The 19,115-nt window shown below is 74.8% G+C and carries 17 protein-coding genes and 1 riboswitch; of the genes, 8 read left to right on the top strand and 9 right to left on the bottom strand.

Annotation, left to right across the window (positions count from 1 at the left end; all coding sequences use genetic code 11):
* Positions 1-12 precede the first annotated feature (12 nt).
* The 3 genes from rpmA to AB8M62_RS08550 form a co-directional block, all read right to left on the bottom strand.
* A complete protein-coding gene (gene rpmA, locus AB8M62_RS08560; protein WP_369055707.1) occupies positions 13-270 on the bottom strand; it encodes a 50S ribosomal protein L27 in 258 nt (85 codons plus the stop codon).
* A gap of 9 nt (positions 271-279) precedes the next feature.
* Positions 280-591, bottom strand: coding sequence for a 50S ribosomal protein L21 (gene rplU / locus AB8M62_RS08555; RefSeq protein WP_369055708.1), 312 nt, complete (start codon positions 589-591; stop codon positions 280-282).
* A gap of 144 nt (positions 592-735) precedes the next feature.
* Entirely contained in the window at positions 736-3,957 is a 3,222-nt protein-coding gene (locus AB8M62_RS08550; RefSeq protein ID WP_369069232.1) for an Rne/Rng family ribonuclease, read from the bottom strand.
* A 420-nt stretch (positions 3,958-4,377) separates the two neighbouring features.
* A riboswitch (SAM riboswitch) is annotated at positions 4,378-4,474 on the top strand.
* 5 nt (positions 4,475-4,479) lie between these two features.
* Here AB8M62_RS08550 and AB8M62_RS08545 point away from each other — a divergent pair.
* The 6 genes from AB8M62_RS08545 (at position 4,480) to AB8M62_RS08520 (ending at position 10,530) form a co-directional block, all read left to right on the top strand.
* On the top strand, positions 4,480-4,581 hold the full coding sequence (locus AB8M62_RS08545; protein WP_369069231.1) for a putative leader peptide: 102 nt from the start codon (positions 4,480-4,482) through the stop codon (positions 4,579-4,581).
* 104 nt (positions 4,582-4,685) lie between these two features.
* Positions 4,686-6,092: an ABC transporter substrate-binding protein gene (locus tag AB8M62_RS08540; protein ID WP_369069229.1), complete on the top strand. Its 1,407-nt coding sequence runs from the start codon at positions 4,686-4,688 to the stop codon at positions 6,090-6,092.
* A complete protein-coding gene (locus AB8M62_RS08535; protein WP_369069228.1) occupies positions 6,089-7,054 on the top strand; it encodes a carbohydrate ABC transporter permease in 966 nt (321 codons plus the stop codon). Before AB8M62_RS08540 ends, AB8M62_RS08535 begins: the two co-directional genes overlap by 4 nt.
* The gene (locus AB8M62_RS08530) at positions 7,051-7,869 is read left to right on the top strand and encodes a carbohydrate ABC transporter permease (RefSeq protein ID WP_369055713.1); all 819 of its coding nucleotides are present in this window, start codon (positions 7,051-7,053) and stop codon (positions 7,867-7,869) included. The genes AB8M62_RS08535 and AB8M62_RS08530 overlap by 4 nt, the downstream gene beginning before the upstream one ends.
* 40 nt (positions 7,870-7,909) lie before the next feature.
* Complete coding sequence (locus AB8M62_RS08525; RefSeq protein WP_369069227.1) at positions 7,910-9,310, top strand: LLM class flavin-dependent oxidoreductase; 1,401 nt, start codon at positions 7,910-7,912, stop codon at positions 9,308-9,310.
* Positions 9,307-10,530, top strand: a complete 1,224-nt coding sequence (locus AB8M62_RS08520; protein WP_369069226.1) for an acyl-CoA dehydrogenase family protein — start codon at positions 9,307-9,309, stop codon at positions 10,528-10,530. Before AB8M62_RS08525 ends, AB8M62_RS08520 begins: the two co-directional genes overlap by 4 nt.
* Positions 10,531-10,601: 71 nt before the next feature.
* Here AB8M62_RS08520 and AB8M62_RS08515 read toward each other — a convergent pair whose 3' ends face one another.
* The 3 genes from AB8M62_RS08515 to AB8M62_RS08505 all read right to left on the bottom strand — a co-directional run bounded on the left by AB8M62_RS08515 (position 10,602) and on the right by AB8M62_RS08505 (position 13,952).
* Entirely contained in the window at positions 10,602-11,897 is a 1,296-nt protein-coding gene (locus AB8M62_RS08515; RefSeq protein WP_369069225.1) for a glycoside hydrolase family 27 protein, read from the bottom strand.
* The gene (gene melA / locus AB8M62_RS08510) at positions 11,894-13,273 is read right to left on the bottom strand and encodes an alpha-galactosidase (RefSeq protein WP_369069224.1); all 1,380 of its coding nucleotides are present in this window, start codon (positions 13,271-13,273) and stop codon (positions 11,894-11,896) included. Before melA ends, AB8M62_RS08515 begins: the two co-directional genes overlap by 4 nt.
* Positions 13,274-13,340: 67 nt before the next feature.
* Positions 13,341-13,952 carry an ABATE domain-containing protein gene (locus AB8M62_RS08505; protein ID WP_369055717.1) on the bottom strand — a complete coding sequence of 204 codons (612 nt, stop codon included), beginning with the start codon at positions 13,950-13,952 and terminating at the stop codon, positions 13,341-13,343.
* A 108-nt stretch (positions 13,953-14,060) separates the two neighbouring features.
* Between AB8M62_RS08505 and AB8M62_RS08500 the strand changes: the two genes are divergently transcribed.
* Positions 14,061-14,942, top strand: a complete 882-nt coding sequence (locus AB8M62_RS08500; protein ID WP_369055718.1) for an alpha/beta fold hydrolase — start codon at positions 14,061-14,063, stop codon at positions 14,940-14,942.
* Positions 14,943-14,973: 31 nt separating this feature from the next.
* Positions 14,974-15,837 (top strand): helix-turn-helix domain-containing protein, encoded by an 864-nt coding sequence (locus tag AB8M62_RS08495; protein WP_369069223.1) that lies wholly within the window; start codon positions 14,974-14,976, stop codon positions 15,835-15,837.
* On the opposite strand, the gene AB8M62_RS08490 is transcribed toward AB8M62_RS08495, so the two are convergent.
* From AB8M62_RS08490 to AB8M62_RS08480, 3 genes are read right to left on the bottom strand one after another with little or no spacing between them, the layout of a single operon-like run.
* Entirely contained in the window at positions 15,806-17,170 is a 1,365-nt protein-coding gene (locus AB8M62_RS08490) for an ABC transporter substrate-binding protein (protein WP_369069222.1), read from the bottom strand. The genes AB8M62_RS08495 and AB8M62_RS08490 overlap by 32 nt on opposite strands.
* Positions 17,171-17,178: 8 nt before the next feature.
* The gene (locus tag AB8M62_RS08485) at positions 17,179-18,132 is read right to left on the bottom strand and encodes a carbohydrate ABC transporter permease (RefSeq protein WP_373694890.1); all 954 of its coding nucleotides are present in this window, start codon (positions 18,130-18,132) and stop codon (positions 17,179-17,181) included.
* Between the two features lie 24 nt (positions 18,133-18,156).
* Entirely contained in the window at positions 18,157-19,113 is a 957-nt protein-coding gene (locus AB8M62_RS08480; protein WP_369055721.1) for a carbohydrate ABC transporter permease, read from the bottom strand.
* Positions 19,114-19,115: the final 2 nt, after the last annotated feature.

Genomic DNA, 19,115 nt, shown 5'->3' with positions numbered 1-19,115 from the left:
CTGGAGCCGGTGTCACTCGCCCGCGGCGACGATGTTGACGACCTTGCGCCCGCGGCGGGTGCCGAACTCCACGGCACCGGGGACCAGGGCGAACAGGGTGTCGTCCCCGCCGCGGCCGACGCCGGCGCCGGGGTGGAAGTGGGTGCCGCGCTGGCGGACGAGGATCTCGCCCGCGTTGACGACCTGGCCGCCGAAGCGCTTCACGCCGAGGCGCTGCGCCGCGGAGTCACGACCGTTGCGCGAGGAGCTCGCGCCCTTCTTGTGTGCCATGAGGTGACGTCACTCCCCGATGCTGGTGATCTTGACGCGGGTCAGCTTCTGGCGGTGACCCTGGCGCTTGCGGTAACCCGTCTTGTTCTTGTACTTGAGGATGGTGATCTTGGGGCCCTTGGCCTCCTCCACCACCTCGGCCGTCACGCGGACACCGGCGAGCTTCCCGGCGTCGGAGGTGACGTCGGTGCCGTCGACGAGGAGCAGCGGCTGCAGCTGCAGCGTCTCACCGCTGCCCGCGGCGACGCGGTCGATGGTCAGCACGTCGCCGACCGAGACCTTCTCCTGCCGGCCGCCGGCGCGGACGATCGCGTAGACCACAACGAACCCGTTTCTCTCGTTCCGAACTGTCCAGAGCGCCGCTGGACACCCGGGGCGTCCGCGGCACGCGCACGACGGCGCACCAAGGGTCAAGCGTACGGATCCGGGGAGACCGGGTCAAAACGACCCGGTCCCCCGGCCGCCTCAGGCCTTCGGGGACCCCGGCCCGCCGGGGGCCGTGGTCCGCGCCGCGGCGGCGACCGCGGCGATGGCCGCCATCACCGCGGCCTCCTTCGCGGGGTCCTTGGCGGGCGCGGGCGCCTGGTCGGCGTCGCCCCCGCGCCCGGCCTGCTCGCCGGCCTCGCCGGACGCGCTGTCGTCGCCGCCGCCGGAGCCCGAGCCGCCGCGACCGCGGCGGCGCTTGCCGCCGCCGCCGTTGCCACCGCCGCCGTTGCCGCCGCCGTTGCCGCCGCCGTTGCCGCCGCCGTTGCCGCCGCTGCCGCCGTCACCGCGACCGCCGCCGTTGCCGCGGCCGCCGCCCTCGTCGCGGCCCGAGCGCTGCGGCTCCTCGGGCGCCTGCAGCTCCTCCAGCACGGCCGCCAGGCCCTGCCCGGTGCGCTTGCGGGTCATCTGCACCAGGCCCAGGGAGGTGACCTCCGCGACCTGGTGCTTGGTGCGGTCGCGGCCCAGGCACTCCACCAGCCGGCGCAGGACCAGGTCGCGGTTGGACTCCAGGACCATGTCGATGAAGTCGATGACGATGATCCCGCCGATGTCGCGCAGCCGCAGCTGCCGCACGATCTCCTCGGCCGCCTCGAGGTTGTTGCGGGTGACCGTCTCCTCGAGCGTGCCGCCGGACCCGGTGAACTTGCCGGTGTTGACGTCGATGACGTGCATGGCCTCGGTCGGGTCGATGACCAGCGAGCCGCCCGAGGGCAGCCACACCTTGCGGCCCAGCGCCTTCTGCAGCTGCTCGTCGACGCGGGTCTCGGCGAACACGTCCGCCTCCGACTCCCAGCGCTCCAGGCGGTCCAGCAGGTCGGGCGCCACGTCGGAGACGTAGCCGTGCACCGTGCGCCAGGCCTCCTCGCCGGAGACGACGAGCCGGGAGAAGTCCTCGTTGAAGACGTCCCGCACGACCCGGACGGTCAGGTCGGGCTCCCCGTGCAGCAGCAGCGGGGCGCCCTTGGAGCCGGCCTTCTCCTGCACCGCCTCCCAGGTGGCCTGCAGCCGGCGCACGTCCGCGGCCAGCTCCTCCTCCGAGACGCCCTCGGCGGCGGTGCGCACGATGACGCCTGCGCCCTCGGGCACCACCTGCTTGAGGACCTTCTTCAGGCGCGCGCGCTCGGTGTCGGGCAGCTTGCGGGAGATGCCGGTCATCGACCCGCGCGGCACGTACACCAGGTAGCGGCCGGGCAGCGAGATCTGGCTGGTCAGGCGGGCGCCCTTGTGCCCGACGGGGTCCTTCGTCACCTGGACGAGGACGCTGTCGCCGGACTTCAGGGCCGCCTCGATGCGCCGCGGCTGACCCTCCAGGCCCGCGGCGTCCCAGTTGACCTCGCCCGCGTACAGGACGGCGTTGCGGCCCCGGCCGAGGTCGACGAACGCCGCCTCCATGCCGGGCAGGACGTTCTGCACCCGGCCGAGGTAGACGTTGCCGACCATGGTCGTCTGCGCCTTCCGGGCGCCGTAGTGCTCGACGAGGATGCCGTCCTCGAGGACGCCGATCTGGGTGACGCCGTCCCGCTCGCGCACCACCATGACGCGCTCGACGCTCTCGCGGCGGGCCAGGAACTCCGCCTCGGTGAGGATCGCGCGCCGGCGGCCCTGCTCGCGCCCCTCGCGGCGGCGCTGCTTCTTGGCCTCCAGGCGGGTGGAGCCCTTCAGCGCGGTGATCTCGTCCTCGCCGGTGCCGCCGCCGCCGCTGCCGCGGGAGCGGCGGGGCTCGCGCACCCGCACCACCGTGTTCGGCGGGTCGTCCGGCGACGGCTCGTCGCCGTCCGAGCCGCCGCGGCGGCGCCGGCGACGGCGGCGGCGCGAGGAGGACGACTCCCCCGCGTCCTCGCGCTCGTCGCGCTCGCCCGCGCGCTCGGCGTCCTCGTCGGCGCCCTCGTCGTCGGCGCCGGTGGCCGCGCCGTCCGCGGGACGCGCGTCGTCGCCGTCGCCGTCCTCGCCCTCGCCCTCGCCGCGGTCGTCACCTCGGTCGTCACCTCGGGCGCGGCTGCGCCGGCCCCGGCCACCCCGGCGACGGCGGCGGCGCGGGGCGCCGTCGTCGTCCCCCTCGTCGTCGCGGTCGTCGTCGCGGTCGTCGTCACCGGCCGCGTCCGGACCGTCCTCGTCGTCCGCACCGGTCGCGCGACCGCCGGCGAGGTCCCCCGCCAGGTCGTCGGCCAGGTCGTCGGCCAGGTCGTCTTCCCGGTCCTCGGTCAGGTCGTCGGCGGGCTCGGCCGCGTCGTCCCAGCCGCGCGCCACCCCGCCGTCGTGCTCGTCGCGGTGGCGGGGCGGACCGGCGGGCGCCGACGCCCGGCGGCGGCGCGGCTGCTCCACGTCGGGCGCCTGGAAGAAGACGGCGGTCGCGCGGGCCGCGGCCTCGGCGGCCCGGTCGGCGCCGGTGCTGCCGCCGCTGCGGGCGAACCCGGCGGCGCGCAGCAGCACAGGGTCGTCCATGAGGTCGTCGACGGCGGCGCGACCGCGCTCGGCGCGCTCGTCGCGCTGCTGCGCGGGCTCCTGCGCCGAGAGGCGGGGGGCGGCCTGCTGCGGGGCGGCCTCCTGCGCGGCGGGCCCGGGGACGGGCTCGGGCTGCGGAGGGGTCTCCGGCACGGCCGCGGCGGCCTGCTCGGCGTCGGCCTCCGCGGCGGGCTCATCGGCGAGCGCGGGCTCGGGCTCGGGCGCCACCTCGGCGACGGGCTCGGGGGAGGCCGCCGCCCGCGTGGCGCGACGGCGGCGGGGCCGCGCCGGGGCCGCGGGCTCGGCGACGGGCTCGGCGACGGGCTCGGCGACGGGCTCGGCGACGGGCTCGGCGACGGGCTCGGCGACCTGGTCGCTCGCCGGGTCGACGGCCGGCTCCGCGGTGGGCTCGGCGGCTGGCTCCACGGTGGGCTCGGCGGCCACGGCGGTCTTGCGGGTGCGGCGGGCCCGGCGGGGCCTGGTGGGCTCCGCGGGCTCGGCGAGCGCGTCACCGGGCTCCTGCGCGGCTGGCGACGCGGTGACCGCGGGGATCTCCGCCGGGGTCTCAGCTGGCGTCTCAGCGGGCGCCTGCGCCGGCGGCGCGGCGGTGTCCGCGGGCGCCGGGTCCTCCGCGCGCACGGGCGGGCCGGCGGGCCGGCTGGCGGCGCGGCGCCGGCGCGCGGGGCGGGCCGGGGCGGTGGTGCTCTCGCCCGCCGCCGCCGCAGCGCCGTCGGTGTTCTCGTCGGGGGTCGTCGTCACGGGTCTCCGTCGCCCGCGGCGGCCGCCACACCGGTGCCCCTGCGACCGCCCGGGCGTCTCGTCGGGCTCGCCGGGCGGGATCGGTCCCGACCGGCGGAAGTCCAGTCGTCCACCCCGGCGGTTCGCGGTCGGTCCGCGGCGGCCGCCGGGGCGTCACCGGCGCTCGCCGCCCGTCGCGCGGGCCCGGGGCGCCGGCCGGGCCCTCGGGCCCCGGCGCGGCCCGGACTCCCCGGTGGGGCGTCGGTCACGTCGGCGGGCCGGGCGCCCGGTGTGAGGGGACGCACGACCGCGTGCAGTGTCTCACAGCGCCCGCGGACCGGCCCGGAGCTCGTGCCGCGCGCCCCACCGCGCCGACAGGCCGGTGGAACGGTCCACCGCGGGTCCTCCCGCGCGGCCGCACCGTCCGCTACGCTCGCCGCACACCCATCCAGAGTGGCCGAGAGACCTGGCTCGACGACGCCACAGCAACCACCGCGGGCTCCCCCGCGGCAGGTGCTCCCGCCAGGGACGATGGAGGCAGCTGTGCGCCCTGGAGCCCTGTCCGCCCGCACCCGGCTGGTGCGGCGGCTGCACGTCGACCTCGCCCGCACGAGCTCGGCGACCTGTCGGCCGCCGGCGGCCTGACCCCCGGCCGCACCGGCCACCTCCCGGGCTCCCACCGCCCGGTCCCACCACCCCGCACGGACACCCGCGTCCGCGACCCCCGGAGACCCCGCATGCCCTCGTTCATGTCCCACCAGCCCCGCACGCCCCACGAGCCCCACCAGTCCCGTCCGCCGCGCGCCGTCGACGCGCTCCTGCGCGCCCGCACCTCCCGCCGCCGCCTGCTCGGCGGCGCCCTCGGCCTCGGCGGCCTGGCCGCGACCGGTTCCCTGAGCGCCTGCGGCGGCGCCTCGGGCAGCAGCGCCCTCGCCGCTGAGCCCGCCGCCGCCCTGGACGGCGCCACGATCAAGCTGATGGTCAACCAGCCGCACCGGCTGGCCTTCACCGAGCTGCTCGGTCCCGCCTTCGCCGAGGAGTTCGGCGGCACGCTGGACGTCACGGCGGTCCCCTACGACCAGCTGACGAGCCAGCAGGTCCTCGACGTGCAGGGCGGTGCCGGGGAGTTCGACGTCTTCGACTACTTCTACTTCGGCCTGGGCGACCTGGTGGAGGCCGAGGCGCTGGTCGACCTGACGGACTGGGTCGGCGCCAACGAGGACATCGCCACCGGCGACTTCCTGCCCGCGGTGTACGACCCGTACACGCTGCTGGACGGGCGCCGCTACGGCCTGCCCTTCGACGGCGACACGCACGTCCTCTACTACAACGCCGAGGTGTTCGAGCGGTACGGCGTCGCACCGCCCGCCACGTGGGACGAGTACGACGAGGCCGCCGCGAAGATCACCCGGGACTCCGGCGGCAGCGTGTACGGCGCCGTCGTGCAGGCCCAGCAGGTGCCGATGATCCTCGGCTGCTCCTTCGTCAACCGCCTCGCCGGCTACGGCGGCACCCTCGTGGACGAGTCGGGCCGGCCCACGCTGACGAGCGAGGCGGCCGTGGCCGCGCTGCAGCACCTCGTGGACGTGCAGCCGCACGCGCTGCCCACCCCCCTGCAGACGGGCTTCGACCAGGCCAACTCCGCCTTCCTGGCCGGACAGGGCGCCATGATCGACACCTGGACCGACCTGGGCCTGAAGGCGCAGGACCCGGAGAGCTCGCAGGTGGTCGACAAGTGGGGCGTCGTCACCCTGCCGGTGGGCGGGTCGAACACGACGCCCCGCACGGCGCTGGAGGCCGGCTTCGGCCTCGGGGTGTCGAGCGGGTCGGGGCAGCCGGAGGTCGCCGCGGCCTTCGTGAAGTGGGCGACGGACCGCGAGCGCAACTTCCTGCTGGCCTCCACCGCCGGCTCGGGCATCGACCCGGCCCGCACGAGCGTGCTGGAGTCGCCGGAGTACGCCGAGGCGGCGGGCGCCGCGACCGACGTCATCCGCGAGGGCCTGACCAGCGACGCGCTGGCCTGGCCGCGCCAGGCGGGCGCGCCGAAGCTGCTGCAGGACCTCGTCGACCAGCTCGCGCTGGCGATGCAGGGCAGCCAGGACGTCGAGACGGCGCTGGGCACCGCGCAGGAGACCTGGGAGCGCGAGCTCGGATGAGCAGCGGTCTCGACGTCCGCCGCGTCCCGCGCCAGGGGCGCGGGACCGCCCCCGGACGCGGCCGCCCGCGGCGCGCGGTCCCCGGGCGGCACCGCCCCGGTCACGTGCCGGGCTGGCTGGCCGCGCCCAGCCTGCTGGGGCTGCTCGTCATGCTCGCCTACCCCACGGTGTTCGTCGTCCTGCTGGCGTTCTCCGACTCCTCGCTGGCGCGGCCGCTGCGGGGGTTCACCGGCGTCGCGAACTTCGTCGAGGCGTGGCGGTCGGTCGCGTTCGCGGGCTCGCTCGTGCGCTCGGTCGTGTTCGCGGTCGCGGCGGCGCTGGGGACGACCGCGCTGGGCACCGCGCTGGCGCTGCTGCTGCACGCGCGCGGCAGGCGGTTCGGGGTCGTGGGCACGGTGCTGCTGCTGCCGCTCGTGACCCCGCCGGTGATGGTGGGCGTGGCGTGGAAGCTCATGCTCGCCCCCGTCGGCGGCGCGTTCGGCGGGGTGTTCAGCGCCCTCGGGTTCCCGGGGGCGAACCCGCTGGGCGACAGCGTCGGGGCCTTCGCCGCGCTCGTCGTGATGCACGTGTGGCAGTGGACGCCGCTGGTGACGCTGGTGGTGTTCGCGGCGCTGCTGGGCGTGGACGAGGAGCTGCGCGAGGCCGCGGCCCTGGACGGCGCGGGCCGGGTGCGCACGTTCACGCACGTCGTGTGGCCGGTGGTCCTGCCCAGCGTGCTCGGCGTGCTCCTGGTCGAGCTCGTCGTCGGGCTGAAGGTGTTCGACCTCGTCGCCGTGGTCACCCAGGGCGGGCCCGGCCTGTCGACCGTCGTGACGAGCTTCGAGATCTACCGCACCGGCATGCGCGGCAGCTACGAGATCGGGGTGGCCGCCGCGCAGACCCTCGTCTTCGCCCTGCTCGTGGGCCTGCTGACGACCGCGGTGACGCTGCTGCGCGCCCGCGCCGTGAAGGCGGACCGGTGAGCGCCGCGGTGCTGCGCCGCAGCGGTCTGCGGCTCGTGCTGGCGCTGGTGGCGTTCGTGGCGCTGGTGCCGGTGCTGTTCCTCGTCTCGCTGTCGCTGCGCAGCGTCGACGACATCGCCAACGGCGGCTGGCTGCCCACCCGGCTGGTGCGGGACAACTACCCGGCCGCCTTCGCGACGGTCGACCTGGCCTCGATGCTCGCGAACTCCTGGGTCGTCGCGGTCGGCGCCACGCTCGTCACCTGCCTCATCGCGGTGCCCGCGGCGTACGTCACCGCCCGCGCGGGCGCGCGCGGGGAGCGGCTGCAGACGCTGCTGCTGGCCAGCTACTGCGCGCCGCCGGTCGTGGCGGTCCTGCCGCTGTACTACCTGCTGAAGTCCGGCGGGCTGACGAGCAGCGTGACCGGCCTGGTCCTCGTCAACGGCCTGGCGAACGTGCCGGTGGCCGTCTGGCTGCTCGACGGGTTCGTGCGCCGCGTGCCGCTGGAGGTCGAGGAGGCCGGCTGGGTGGACGGGCTGGGCACCACCGGCGGGCTGGTCCGCCTCGTGCTGCCGCTGCTGGCGCCCGGCCTGGTGGCGGCCCTGCTCATCTGCCTGTTCCTCAGCTACAACGAGTTCCTGTTCGCGGTCTCGTTCGCGAGCAGCAGCAGCAGCCAGACCCTGACGGTCGGCCTGTCGCTGTTCCAGGGCGACCGCACCGTGCAGTTCGGCCAGCAGGCCGCGGCCTCGCTCGTCGGCATCGTGCCGATGTACGTGCTGGCCGTCGTCGCGCAGCGCTGGCTCGTCGGCGGCCTGTCCGCCGGCGCCGTGAAGTGACCCCGCAAGCTCCACCGACCCCGTCCCCGGGAGGCCGACGTTGACCCGCCGCATCCACCTGAACGCCTTCGACATGACCTGCGTGGCGCACCAGTCGCCAGGGCTGTGGCGCCACCCCGACGACCAGTCGCACCGCTACGACGACCTGCGCTACTGGACGGACCTGGCGAAGCTGCTGGAGCGCGGGCGGTTCACCTCCCTGTTCGTCGCCGACGTCCTGGGGATCTACGACGTGTACCGCGACGGCCCGGAGACGGCGCTGCGCGAGGCGGCGCAGGTGCCGGTGGGCGACCCGCTGATGGCGGTCTCGGCGATGGGCGCCGTCACCGAGCACCTCGGGTTCGGGCTCACGGTGTCCCTGACCTACGAGAAGCCGTACGCGTTCGCCCGCCGGATGGCCACGCTCGACCACTACACGGACGGCCGCGTCGGCTGGAACGTCGTCACGTCCTACCTGGAGAGCGCGGCGCGCAACCTCGGCCTGGAGACGCAGGTCCGCCACGACCAGCGCTACGAGCTGGGCGAGGAGTTCATGGAGGTCTGCTACAAGCTGTGGGAGAGCTCCTGGGAGGACGACGCCGTCGTCCGCGACGCGGAGGCCGGGGTGTTCACCGACCCGGCGAAGGTGCACCCGGTCGGGCACCACGGGGAGTTCTTCGACGTGCCCGGGATCGGCCTGACCGCGCCGTCGCCGCAGCGCACCCCGGTGATCTTCCAGGCCGGCGCCTCGCCGCGCGGCATCGCCTTCGCCGCCCGGCACGGCGAAGCGGTGTTCAACACCGCCACCCGCCCGGAGGTCATGCGCCCGTGGGTGGACCGCCTGCGCGCCGAGGTCGCCGCCGCCGGGCGCGACCCGCGCAGCGTCAAGGTGTTCACCCTCGTCACGATCATCACGGCGCCCACCGACGAGGAGGCGCGCGCCAAGCACGAGGAGTACCTGCGGTACGTCAGCTACGACGGCGCGCTGACCCTGTACGGCGGCTGGAGCGGGCTGGACCTGTCGACGTACCCGCCGGACGAGCCGCTGGAGTACGCCGAGACGGAGGCCGTGCGCAGCGCCGTCGAGGCGTTCTCCACCGCGGACCCGCACCGGCGGTGGACCCCGCGCGACATCGCGCACCACGTCGGCATCGGCGGGATGGGCGCGGTGATCGTCGGGTCGCCGGCCACGGTGGCCGACGAGCTGGAGCGCTGGATGGAGGTCGGCGACGTCGACGGCTTCAACTGCGCCTACGCGGTCACGCCCGGCACGTTCGAGGACCTCGTGGAGCTCCTCGTGCCGGAGCTGCAGCGCCGCGGGGTGTACCCGGAGGACTACGAGGGCGAGACGCTGCGCGAGTCCGTGCACGGCAAGGGGCAGGTGCACCTGCGCGACGACCACCCCGGCGCCCGGTACCGCGCCTCGCTCGTGCACGCCCGCCAGGAAGAGGAGACCCGATGACCACCACGACCGACCCCACCACCACCGCGGACGCCACCGCGGCCGGTCCCGTCCCGGGCGACGCCGGCGCCGCGCTGGCGGCCGCCCGCGGGGTGGCCGCCCGCCTGGCCGAGGACGCGCTGGAGCGCGACCGGGCCGGCGCCGAGCCGTTCGCCGAGGCCGGCCTGCTGCGCGCGGCCGGCCTGCCCGCGCTGCTGCTGCCCCGCGGGGTGGGCGGCGGCGGGCACCCGTGGTCGCTGGCGCTGGAGGTGGTGCGCGAGCTCGCCACCGCCGACGGCTCCATCGCCCAGCTGCTCGCCTACCACTACGTCAACGCCCACAACCTCGTGTGGGTGGCCGACGACGCGGGCCGGCGGCGCTGGGGCGTGCCGTCGGCGCGCGAGCAGTGGCTGTGGGGCGACGCGGTCAACCCCGTCGACCCCGACCTGCAGCTCGTGCGCGACGGCGACGGCTACCTGCTGCGGGGCACCAAGAGCTTCGCGACGGGCGCGAGCACGGGCGACGTGACGGTGGTCGGCGGGGTCGCCGACGACACCGGCCGCGGCCTGCTGGTCGTCGTGCCGCGCGAGGCGCCCGGGTTCGTCAAGGGCGGCGACTGGGACAACCTGGGGCAGCGGCTGTCGGCCAGCGGCAGCGTCCGCTTCGACGACGTGCGCATCGCCCCCGACGCCGTGCTGGGCAGCCCGGAGGACGGCGGGCCGTTCGGCTCGCTGGTGACCCCGGCGATCCAGGCGGCGTTCGGGCACTTCTACCTGGGCGTCACGCGCGGGGCGCTGGAGACGGCGGCCGCGTACACGCGCACGACGTCGCGGCCGTGGCTGCTCTCGGACGTGCCGGAGGCGACGCGGGACCCGTACGTGCTGGCGACCTACGGCCGGCTGGTCGCGCGGCTGCGGGCGGCGGAGGCGCTGGGCCGCAGCGTCGGTGCCGCGCTGGACGAGGCGCACGCGCGCGGCGAGGACCTGACGTGGCACGAGCGCGGCGAGGTGGCCGAGGAGATCGCCGCCCTGAAGGTCGTCAGCTCCGACCTGGCGGTCGAGGCCACCTCGGCGGTGTTCGAGGTGACGGGCGCGCGCGCCACCGGCAACCGGTACGGGTTCGACCGGTTCTGGCGCAACGTGCGCACCCACACGCTGCACGACCCGGTGCAGTACAAGGCCCGCGAGGTCGGCGACCACTTCCTCAACGGCACGCACCCGCCGTTCACGCTCTACACGTGAGCCACCCCGCGCGGCCGGGCCGGGACCCGGCCGCGCGGTGGCGTCGTGGGGGACGGCGTCGTGGAGGACGCTCAGGGGGTGTGGCGCAGCAGCACGGCGCCGTGCGGTTCCAGGTGCACGGGGACCGCGGTGCTGCCCGGCGCGACCCCGCGGGTGGCGTCCTCCTGGCGGGTCACCGCGGTGGTGGGGACCTCCTGCCCGCTCCACAGCTCCCGCACGGTGCCCAGCCGGGCGGGCAGGTCGACGTCGAGGCTGTCGAGGGCGACGTCGAGCGGCTCGTCGCCCAGGTTGAAGGCCGCGACGTAGCCGGTGTCCCCGTCGCTCGCCGTCCACAGCACGAGCGGGTCCTCGCGGAACACCTCGCGGTTGCCGCTCGCCTCGAGCACCGCCAGCACGTCGTCGTTCGTCAGCAGCGCGACCGTGGCCGGGTCGGAGCTGGGCAGGTCACCGCCGACCATGAGCGGCGAGCGGGCGACGACCCACAGCGTCACGAGGGTCCGCCGCTCGGCGGGGGTCAGGCGGTCGTCGCGGGGTTCGCCGCGCTCGGCGCGGATCCCGATCCTGCCCAGCGGCAGCATGTCCCCGTCGGGCCAGCCGCGGGGGCCGGCGTGCGGGGCCCAGCGGGCGAAGCGCGCGAAGTTCGCCTCGACGTCCTGCCACCGGTCCCACAGGTCGTCGCAGATCCGCCACATCGTCGCGTGCTCGCGCAGGTGCTCCAGCCGGCTCAGCGACAGGTCGCGGCCCGGGGACAGGCTGACGGTCACCGGCCGCCCGCACCCGGCGACGGCGCGCGAGAAGGCCTCGATCTCCGCGGCCTGGTACGGCCACAGCACGTCGTCGACCTTGACGAAGTCCACGCCCCACCCGGCGTACAGCGCCAGCACGGAGTCGTAGTAGGCCTGCGCGCCCGGGTGGCGGTGGTCCAGGCCGAGCATGTGCGGGTTCCACTCGCACACGTTGGTGCGGTCGGCGACGTCGGCGGCGCTGACGTCCGCACCGAGCACCGGGGTGCCGCGCTCGGCGGCCAGGCGCGGGATCCCGCGCATGACGTGGATCCCGAAGCGCAGCCCCAGCTCGTGCACCTGCCGGGCCAGCGGGCCGAAACCCGCTCCCCCGGCCGCGCTGGGGAACCGGACCGGGTCGGGCAGCAGCCGGCCGTGCTCGTCCAGGTGCAGCGGGGCACCGGTGTTGTAGCCGTGCGCCCTCGCTGTGGGGTCGGACCAGTCGATGTCGACGACGACGGTGTCGAACCCGTGCGGCAGCAGGTGCTCGGCCAGGAACCGGGCGTTGGCGAGGACCTCCTCCTCGGTGACGGTGGTGCCGTAGCAGTCCCAGCTGTTCCACCCCTGGGGCGGCCGGGCGCTCACGCGCGCAGCGCCGGCGGCAGCAGGTCGGCGTGGGCGGCGAACAGCTCCTCGGTCATCGCGCGCGCCTGCTCGAGCGTGCAGTGCACGCTGGTCAGCGGGTCGAGGGCGACGGCGTGGTGCACGTTCTCCCGGTCGCCGGTGAGCGCGGCCCGCACGGCGAGGGTCTGCACGCCGATGTTGGTGCGGTTCAGCGCGGCCAGCTGCAGCGGCAGGTCGCCCACGGCGGTGGGCTGGACGCCGTTGGCGTCGACGAGGCAGGGCACCTCCACGCACGCCTCCGGCGGCAGGTTGCCGACCGCGCCGGTCGCGTTGGGCACGTTGCCGTAGACGACGGCGGGCACGCCGGTGACGACGGCGTTGACGATGACGGCGCCGTACTCCACCGACGGCGCCAGCTCGGCCTTGAGCGCCTCCAGCTGGGTGTCGATGTCGCCCTGGTCGTCGTGGGCGGAGCAGATCTCGTAGTAGTCCCAGCGCTCGGGCACGTAGCGCAGGACCGTCTCGGGGTCCTTGCGGAACCACGGCACGTACTCCGAGGCGTGGTGGCTGGACTCGGTCTCGAAGTAGCCGAAGGCGTTCATCAGCGTCGTGCGCACCTGCTCGTTGCCGCCCTCGTAGGTGCTGGCGCCGGCGGCCTCGCCGCTGTGGTCGCCGTCGTCGCCGAGCAGGTCCCCGGCGGCGCGCCCGACGACGTGGCGCTCGTTCATCACCTCGCGCAGGCGCGGGTAGAGGTCCTCGCCGCGGTGGCGGAAGCTGAGGATCCACGCCTGGTGGTTGATGCCGGCCGACAGGTAGCTGACCTCGTCGTAGGGGACGCCGAGGGTGCGGGCGAGCATGCGGGTGGTGCCCTGCACGCTGTGGCACAGGCCGACGGTGCGCAGGCCCTTGGCGTTGAGGAAGGCCGTCGCCATCGCCATCGGGTTGGCGTAGTTGACGAACACCGCGTCCGGGCAGACCTCGAGGGCGTCGGCGGCGATGGCCTCGTAGGCGGGCACGGAGCGCAGGAACCGGAACACCCCGCCGGGACCGACGGTGTCCCCGACGGGCTGGTCGACGCCGTAGCGGCGCGGGATCTCCACGTCGTGCCGGTAGGAGGCCACCCCGCCGACCTGGAAGGTGATGATGACGAAGTCGGCGCCGTCCAGGGCCGCCCGCCGGTCGAGGATCTCCACCACCTCGGTGCCGAAGCCGTGGTGAGCGACGAGCTTGCGGGCCGCGTCCGCGACGGGCCCGAGCTTGCCGGCGTCGACGTCCATGAGGCACAGCTGCGCCTCGCGCAGGGCGGGGAAGCTGAGCAGGTCGCCGATGAGCCGGAACGGGAAGACGAAACCACCGGCACCGATGATGGTGATCTTGGGAGAGCGCGTCGTCGCCATGCGGTCGACGCTAGGCGCGCGCCCGGGCCGGGAGCTTCCCGCGGAGGGGCGCAGCCTTCCAGGATCCTCAGGCGGTGCCGCTCCCCGCGCGGCGCCGGCGGTAGTACCGGGCGGCGCGGGCGCGCTCGCCGCACGCCCGCGAGCACCACTCCCGCCGCGGGTGGTCCCGGACGAAGTACACGACGCACCGCGGCCCTCCGCAGGCGCGCACCGCCGGCGAGTCGGTGCCGGCGAGGAGCGCAGCCGCCTCGTCGGCGACGCGCGCCAGCGCCGCGCCGGCACCGCCGTCGCCCAGCGGTTCCTCCCGCACGACACGGCCGTCCACCAGGGCGAGCCGGTCGCGCGGCCGGGCGCGCCGGTGCGCGTCCAGGACCTCCAGCGCGGCGGCGACCCCGGCCTCGCCCGCGGCGACGGTTCCCGTGGCGCGCGCCGCGGGCCGGTCGTCGCCGGTGACGTGCGCGAGCACCCGGCGCAGGGCGTCGCGCAGGTCGCGCGCCGCCGCCAGGTCGTCACGGGTGACACGCGCGACGGGCAGGCCCGACGCGGCCAGCCACGCGGACAGGCCCCGCGCGTCGTCCAGGTCGTCGTGGACCGTGCCGCGCACGGCGTGCAGCGTGTTGGCGAAGCGCACCGGCAAGGGATCCCCCACCGGCGCACCGGCGTCCGCGGGCTCGGTCACCCCCGGAAGTTATCACGCTCACAGTAGTTGCAGCCGTGAGACGAGTGGGCTACACAGTCTCATGTCAGACGCCGCTCCAGGCGTGAGAATCCCCTCCGGGAGGACTCCGTGCACGACCTCCACCACGCCACCCGCCACCTCGACCTGGAAGCCGCCGGCAGCCGGGTCGCCTACCGCGAGGCCGGACCCGCGGACGCGCCCGTCGTGCTGCTCCTGCACGGGTTCCCCGCGTCCTCGGCGATGTACCGCGGCCTCATCCCGCACCTGGCCGACCGCTACCACGTCCTCGCCCCCGACCTCGTCGGGTTCGGCCGCTCCGACGCCCCGCCCGTGCAGGAGTTCGCGTACACCTTCGACCACCTGACCGACGTCGTGGAGGCGTTCCTGGAGCGGCTGGGCGTGGACCGGTTCGCGGTCGTCGTGCAGGACTACGGCGCGCCGGTGGCCTGGCGGCTGTTCCTCCGGCGGCCGGAGCGCGTGAGCGCCGTGGTGTCGCAGAACGGCAACGCGTACGAGGAGGGTTTCGTGGACGCCTTCTGGGAGCCGCTGTGGCGCTGGGCGGCCGCGCGCGACGCCGAGGGCGAGGCCGCGCTGCGGCGCACGTTCAGCACGGAGGCCGTGCGGTGGCAGTACGTGCACGGAGTTCCGGACCCCGCCGTCGTCGACCCCGACACGTGGACGCGGGACGCGGCGCTGCTGGCCCGTCCGGGGGTGGCCGAGGCGCAGCTGGCCCTGTACGCGGACTACCCGCGCAACCGCGAGTTGTACCCGGTGCTGCACGAGGCCTTCCGCGCGCACCCCGTGCCGCTGCTGGCGGTGTGGGGGCGCGACGACGAGATCTTCGGCCCGGACGGAGCCCGGGCCTTCACGAGGGACCTGCCCGGCGCGCGCGTCGAACTGCTCGACGGCGGGCACTTCCTCCTGGAATCGCACCTGCCGCAGGTGGCCGGGCTGGTGCGCGACTTCCTGGCCGGGGCGCTGCCCCGGTGAGGTCCCGGCGCGCAGGACCTACGGTGTCCCCGTGGCGGACACCGAGGTCCTCGGGCCGGCGCTGTGGGTGCACCGCGGCGCCGCGCCGTCGATGCCCGCGTTCCACCGCCACGACGACCTGGAGGTGAACCTCGTCGTCCGCGGCCGGCTGGAGTACCTGTTCGCGGGTGCGCCGGTGGTGGTCCCCGAGGGGCACCTGGCGCTGTTCTGGGCGGCCTCCCCGCACCGCCTCCTGCCGGGGACCGACGCCGCCGGGACGCCCGCCGCCAGCGACGTGTGCTGGGTGCACCTGCCGCTGGCGGAGGTCCTCACGTGGTCGCTGCCGCCGGGCGGGCTGGCGGACCTGCTGACCGACCGGGTCGCGGTCGTCCCGGCGGCGGACGTCGGCGCGCACGTGGAGGCGCTGTTCACCTCCTGGTGCCGGGACCTCGCCGGCGCCGCCGGGGACCCCGCGGCCGTGCTGCTGGAGGCCAACGCCCTGGTGCGCCGGGTGCTGCGCGCGGCGAGCGCGCACCCGCCCGCGGCGGCCGGGGGCGACGAGGCCGGGCACGTGGTGGCGATGGCCCGCTTCGCGGCCGACAGCTTCCGCGGGCCGGTGACGGTGGCGGACGTCGCCCGGGCGGCGAACCTGCACCCGCACTACGCCGCGGCCGTGTTCAAGCAGGCGCTGGGCACCACCATCGGCGAGCACCTGACGCGGCTGCGGGTGGCCGAGGCGCAGCGGCTGCTGCTGACGACGACCCTGACGACGGCGGCCGTCGCCCACGCGGCCGGGTTCGGCTCCCAGAGCAGCCTGTACGCCCACTTCGGGCGGGCCACCGGCCGCTCCCCCGCCGCCTACCGCGAGGGAGCGACGCGCGGCCTCACTCGAACAGGGCGTTCAGCCGCTCGTTGACGCCCGTGAGCGACTCCGGCTCGGCGTTGAAGGCCATGACGTTGTCCATCGCGGACTGCATCAGGCTGTTGATCTCCGAGGCGTTCAGGACGGCCGGGAACGGGAACGTCGTGCCCTGCTCGATCTGGTCGGTGTAGGCGGTGACGTCCAGACCCGTCCTGCTCAGCGACTCCTTCGACGCCTCGGTCGTGGAGCGCAGCGCGGGCATGACGACGCCGGCGTCGGCGACGACGCTCTGGCACTCCTCCGAGGCCAGGTACCGCACCCACTCCCACGCCGCTCCCTTGACTTGCGAGGAGGTGAAGATGGAGTCGGCCAGCGAGTTCTGCATGGCCGAGCGCTCGCCGCTGGGCCCGATCGGGGTGGGGGCCAGGGCGAGGTCGACGCCCTGCAGGTTGCCGTAGGTGCCGACGGTCCAGGACCCCTCGGTGGCCATCGCGTAGCGGCCGGCCTGCATCTGCTGGTCCATCGAGCCGCCCTCGGTGAACGCCAGCGGCGGCATGTAGCCCTTCTCGATGAGCCCGCGCCACCAGGCGATGGTCTCCTGGAACCGGGGGTCGTCGTAGTTGAACTCCGTGCCCCAGGCGGGGGCGTCCATGTACCACCACCCGGTGGTCGTGACGAGGTAGGACCACTCCGTCTGCCCGTAGAAGGCGCCCGAGCTGTTCAGGCCCAGCCCGTAGGTGGCGACGCGGTCGCGGTCGAAGCCCGGCTCGTCGCCGCGCACGCCGTTCTGGTCGACGGTCAGGCGCGCGATGACGTCCTCGTAGGTGCCGCCGTCCTGCGGGTTCCAGGTGAGGGTCTCCATCTCCTCCTCGGTGATGCCCGCCTCCTGCGTCATCTCCCGGTTGTAGTAGAGGCCGATGGTGTCGAAGTCCTTGGGCAGGCCGTAGCGCTTCCCGTCGGCGCCCACCCACAGGTCGGCGCTGCCCTCGACGTAGGCGTCGAGGTCGATCCCGGCCTCCTCGACCTGCTCGTCGATGGGCACGAGCAGCCCGCGCTCGGCGAACTCGCCGTAGCGGGAGGTGTGGTTGACGAAGACGTCGGGCGCGGAGTTGGCGACGAACCCGGTGAACAGCTTGTTCCAGTAGTCGTCCCAGCCGAACTGCTCGATGAGGACGTCGATGTCCGGGTTGAGCGCCTCGAAGTCGGTGGCGCACTGCTGGTAGGCGGGCAGCTGCGCCGCCTCCCACATCCAGTACGTCACCGTCCCGCTGTCCCCGTCGGCGCCCGGGTCCACGCCGTAGGAGGCGCAGCCGGACAGCAGCAGGGCGGCGGTGGCGGCGGCGGCCGTGACGGCCGTGGACCGGCGGCGGGTGCGGGCGCGTGCCATGGGGGACCTCACTTGATGCCGGAGAAGCCGATGGAGTTGACGATCTTCCTGCTGAACACCGCGAACAGGAGGATGACCGGGAGGGCCGCGAGCAGGGTGGCGGCCATGAGGCCGGCCCAGTCGGGCGTGCCCTGCGGGGTCTGCGACCGGAAGACGCCCAGGCCCACCGTCAGGACGCGCACGCTCTGGTCGCTGCCGACGAGCAGGGGCCAGAAGTACTCCCCCCACGCCTGGATGTACTGCAGGATCGTCAGGGTCACCAGCGGCCCGGACGCCATCGGCAGGATGACGGTGAAGAAGCGGCGCACCGCGCCCGCCCCGTCGATGCGGGCGGCCTCCTCGACCTCGCGCGGGATGCCGAGGAAGAACTGGCGCAGGAAGAAGATGGCGAAGGGCGTCATGAAGAAGAACGGCAGGACGATGCCCGCGTAGGTGTTCAGCAGCCCCAGGTCGCGCATCAGCAGGAAGTTGGGCAGCTGGGTGAAGATCGGCGGGACCATGAGCGCGGTGAGGAACACGAAGAACACCGCGTCCCGGCCGGGCCAGCGCAGCCGCGCGAAGGCGTAGGCGGCCATCGCCCCGAAGAACACCTGCCCGGCGGTGATGAACGTCGCGACGACCACCGAGTTCAGCAGGTAGCGGCCGATGTCGACGGCCGCGCCCGAGCCGCCCTGCGCCTGGGCGTCGGCGGTGGAGGCCAGGCCCAGGACGCGCTCGAACGCGCCCAGGGTCGGTTCCACCGGCAGCGGGTTGGACGGCTCGGCCGCCAGGAAGGCGCCGTTGGAGAACGCCGTGCGCAGCATCCAGTAGAAGGGGAACAGGGTGACGGCCATCATGAGGACGAGGGCCGTCCAGGCGAGGACCCGGCCGACGCCGGGGCGTCCCCGGCGCCCGGGGCCGGCACCTCCTCCGGTGCCGGAGAGAGCGATCGCCTCGTCGAACGTGCTGGCGGTGGTGGCCACGTCGCCTCCTGGGTGTGGTCGCGCTCAGGCGACGTCGGACTCGTTGGCGCGCATGAGGCGCAGCTGGAAGAAGGCGACGACCGCCAGGATCGCGAACAGCACGACGGAGACCGCGGAGGCGTACCCGAACTGGTAGCGCTGGAAGGCGAGGTCGAAGATGTAGTACTGGATGACGCGGGTGGCGTCGCCCGGCCCGCCGGACGTCGTGACCGCCACCGTGTCGAAGGCCTGGAACGAGCCGATGACGGTGATGACGAGCACCAGGGCGAGGATCGGGCGCAGCAGCGGCAGGGTGATCCGCCAGAACATCTGCCACTCCGAGGCGCCGTCGACGCGGCCGGCCTCGTAGACGTCGCCGGGGATCATCAGCATGCCGGCGAACAGCAGCAGGGCGGTGTAGCCCAGGTGGCGCCAGGTGTTGACCAGCGCGATCGTCGGGATGGCCCACGCCTGGTCGCCGAAGAACGCGACGGGGTCGAAGCCCACCCAGCCCAGCACCTGGTTGGTGATGCCGATCTGCGCGTCGAGCATCCAGTAGAAGACGAGTGCGACGACGACGTTGGAGACCAGGTAGGGCAGCACGATGATGCTGCGCACGAGCGTCGACCGGGTCAGCCGGTGCAGCAGGACGGCCAGCAGCAGCGCCAGGACGGTCTGGGTGCCGATGTTGATGAGGACGTACTGCAGGGTGACCTTCATGGCGTTCCAGAAGGTCGCGTCCGCCAGGACGGCGCGGTAGTTGGCCAGGCCGACGAACTCCGGCCGGTTGAAGACGTCGTACTCGGTGAGGCTGAACCACAGCCCGCGCAGCGTCGGCCAGAAGTAGAAGACCGTGAAGCCGAGCAGGGCGGGGGCGATGAACGCCAGCGCGGTCAGCCGCTCGCGGCGCGAGCCGTTGACGTCCGGCCGCAGGGCGGGATCGGCCCGGCGCGATCCGCCGACGACGACCGGGGCGGCGCCGACGTTGTTCGTGGTGGCCATGC

Source organism: Kineococcus terrestris (assembly GCF_041020755.1).
Lineage (GTDB): Bacteria > Actinomycetota > Actinomycetes > Actinomycetales > Kineococcaceae > Kineococcus > Kineococcus terrestris.
The sequence above is the reverse complement of the archived record's forward strand: the minus strand, read 5'-3'. Positions and strand labels throughout refer to the sequence as shown.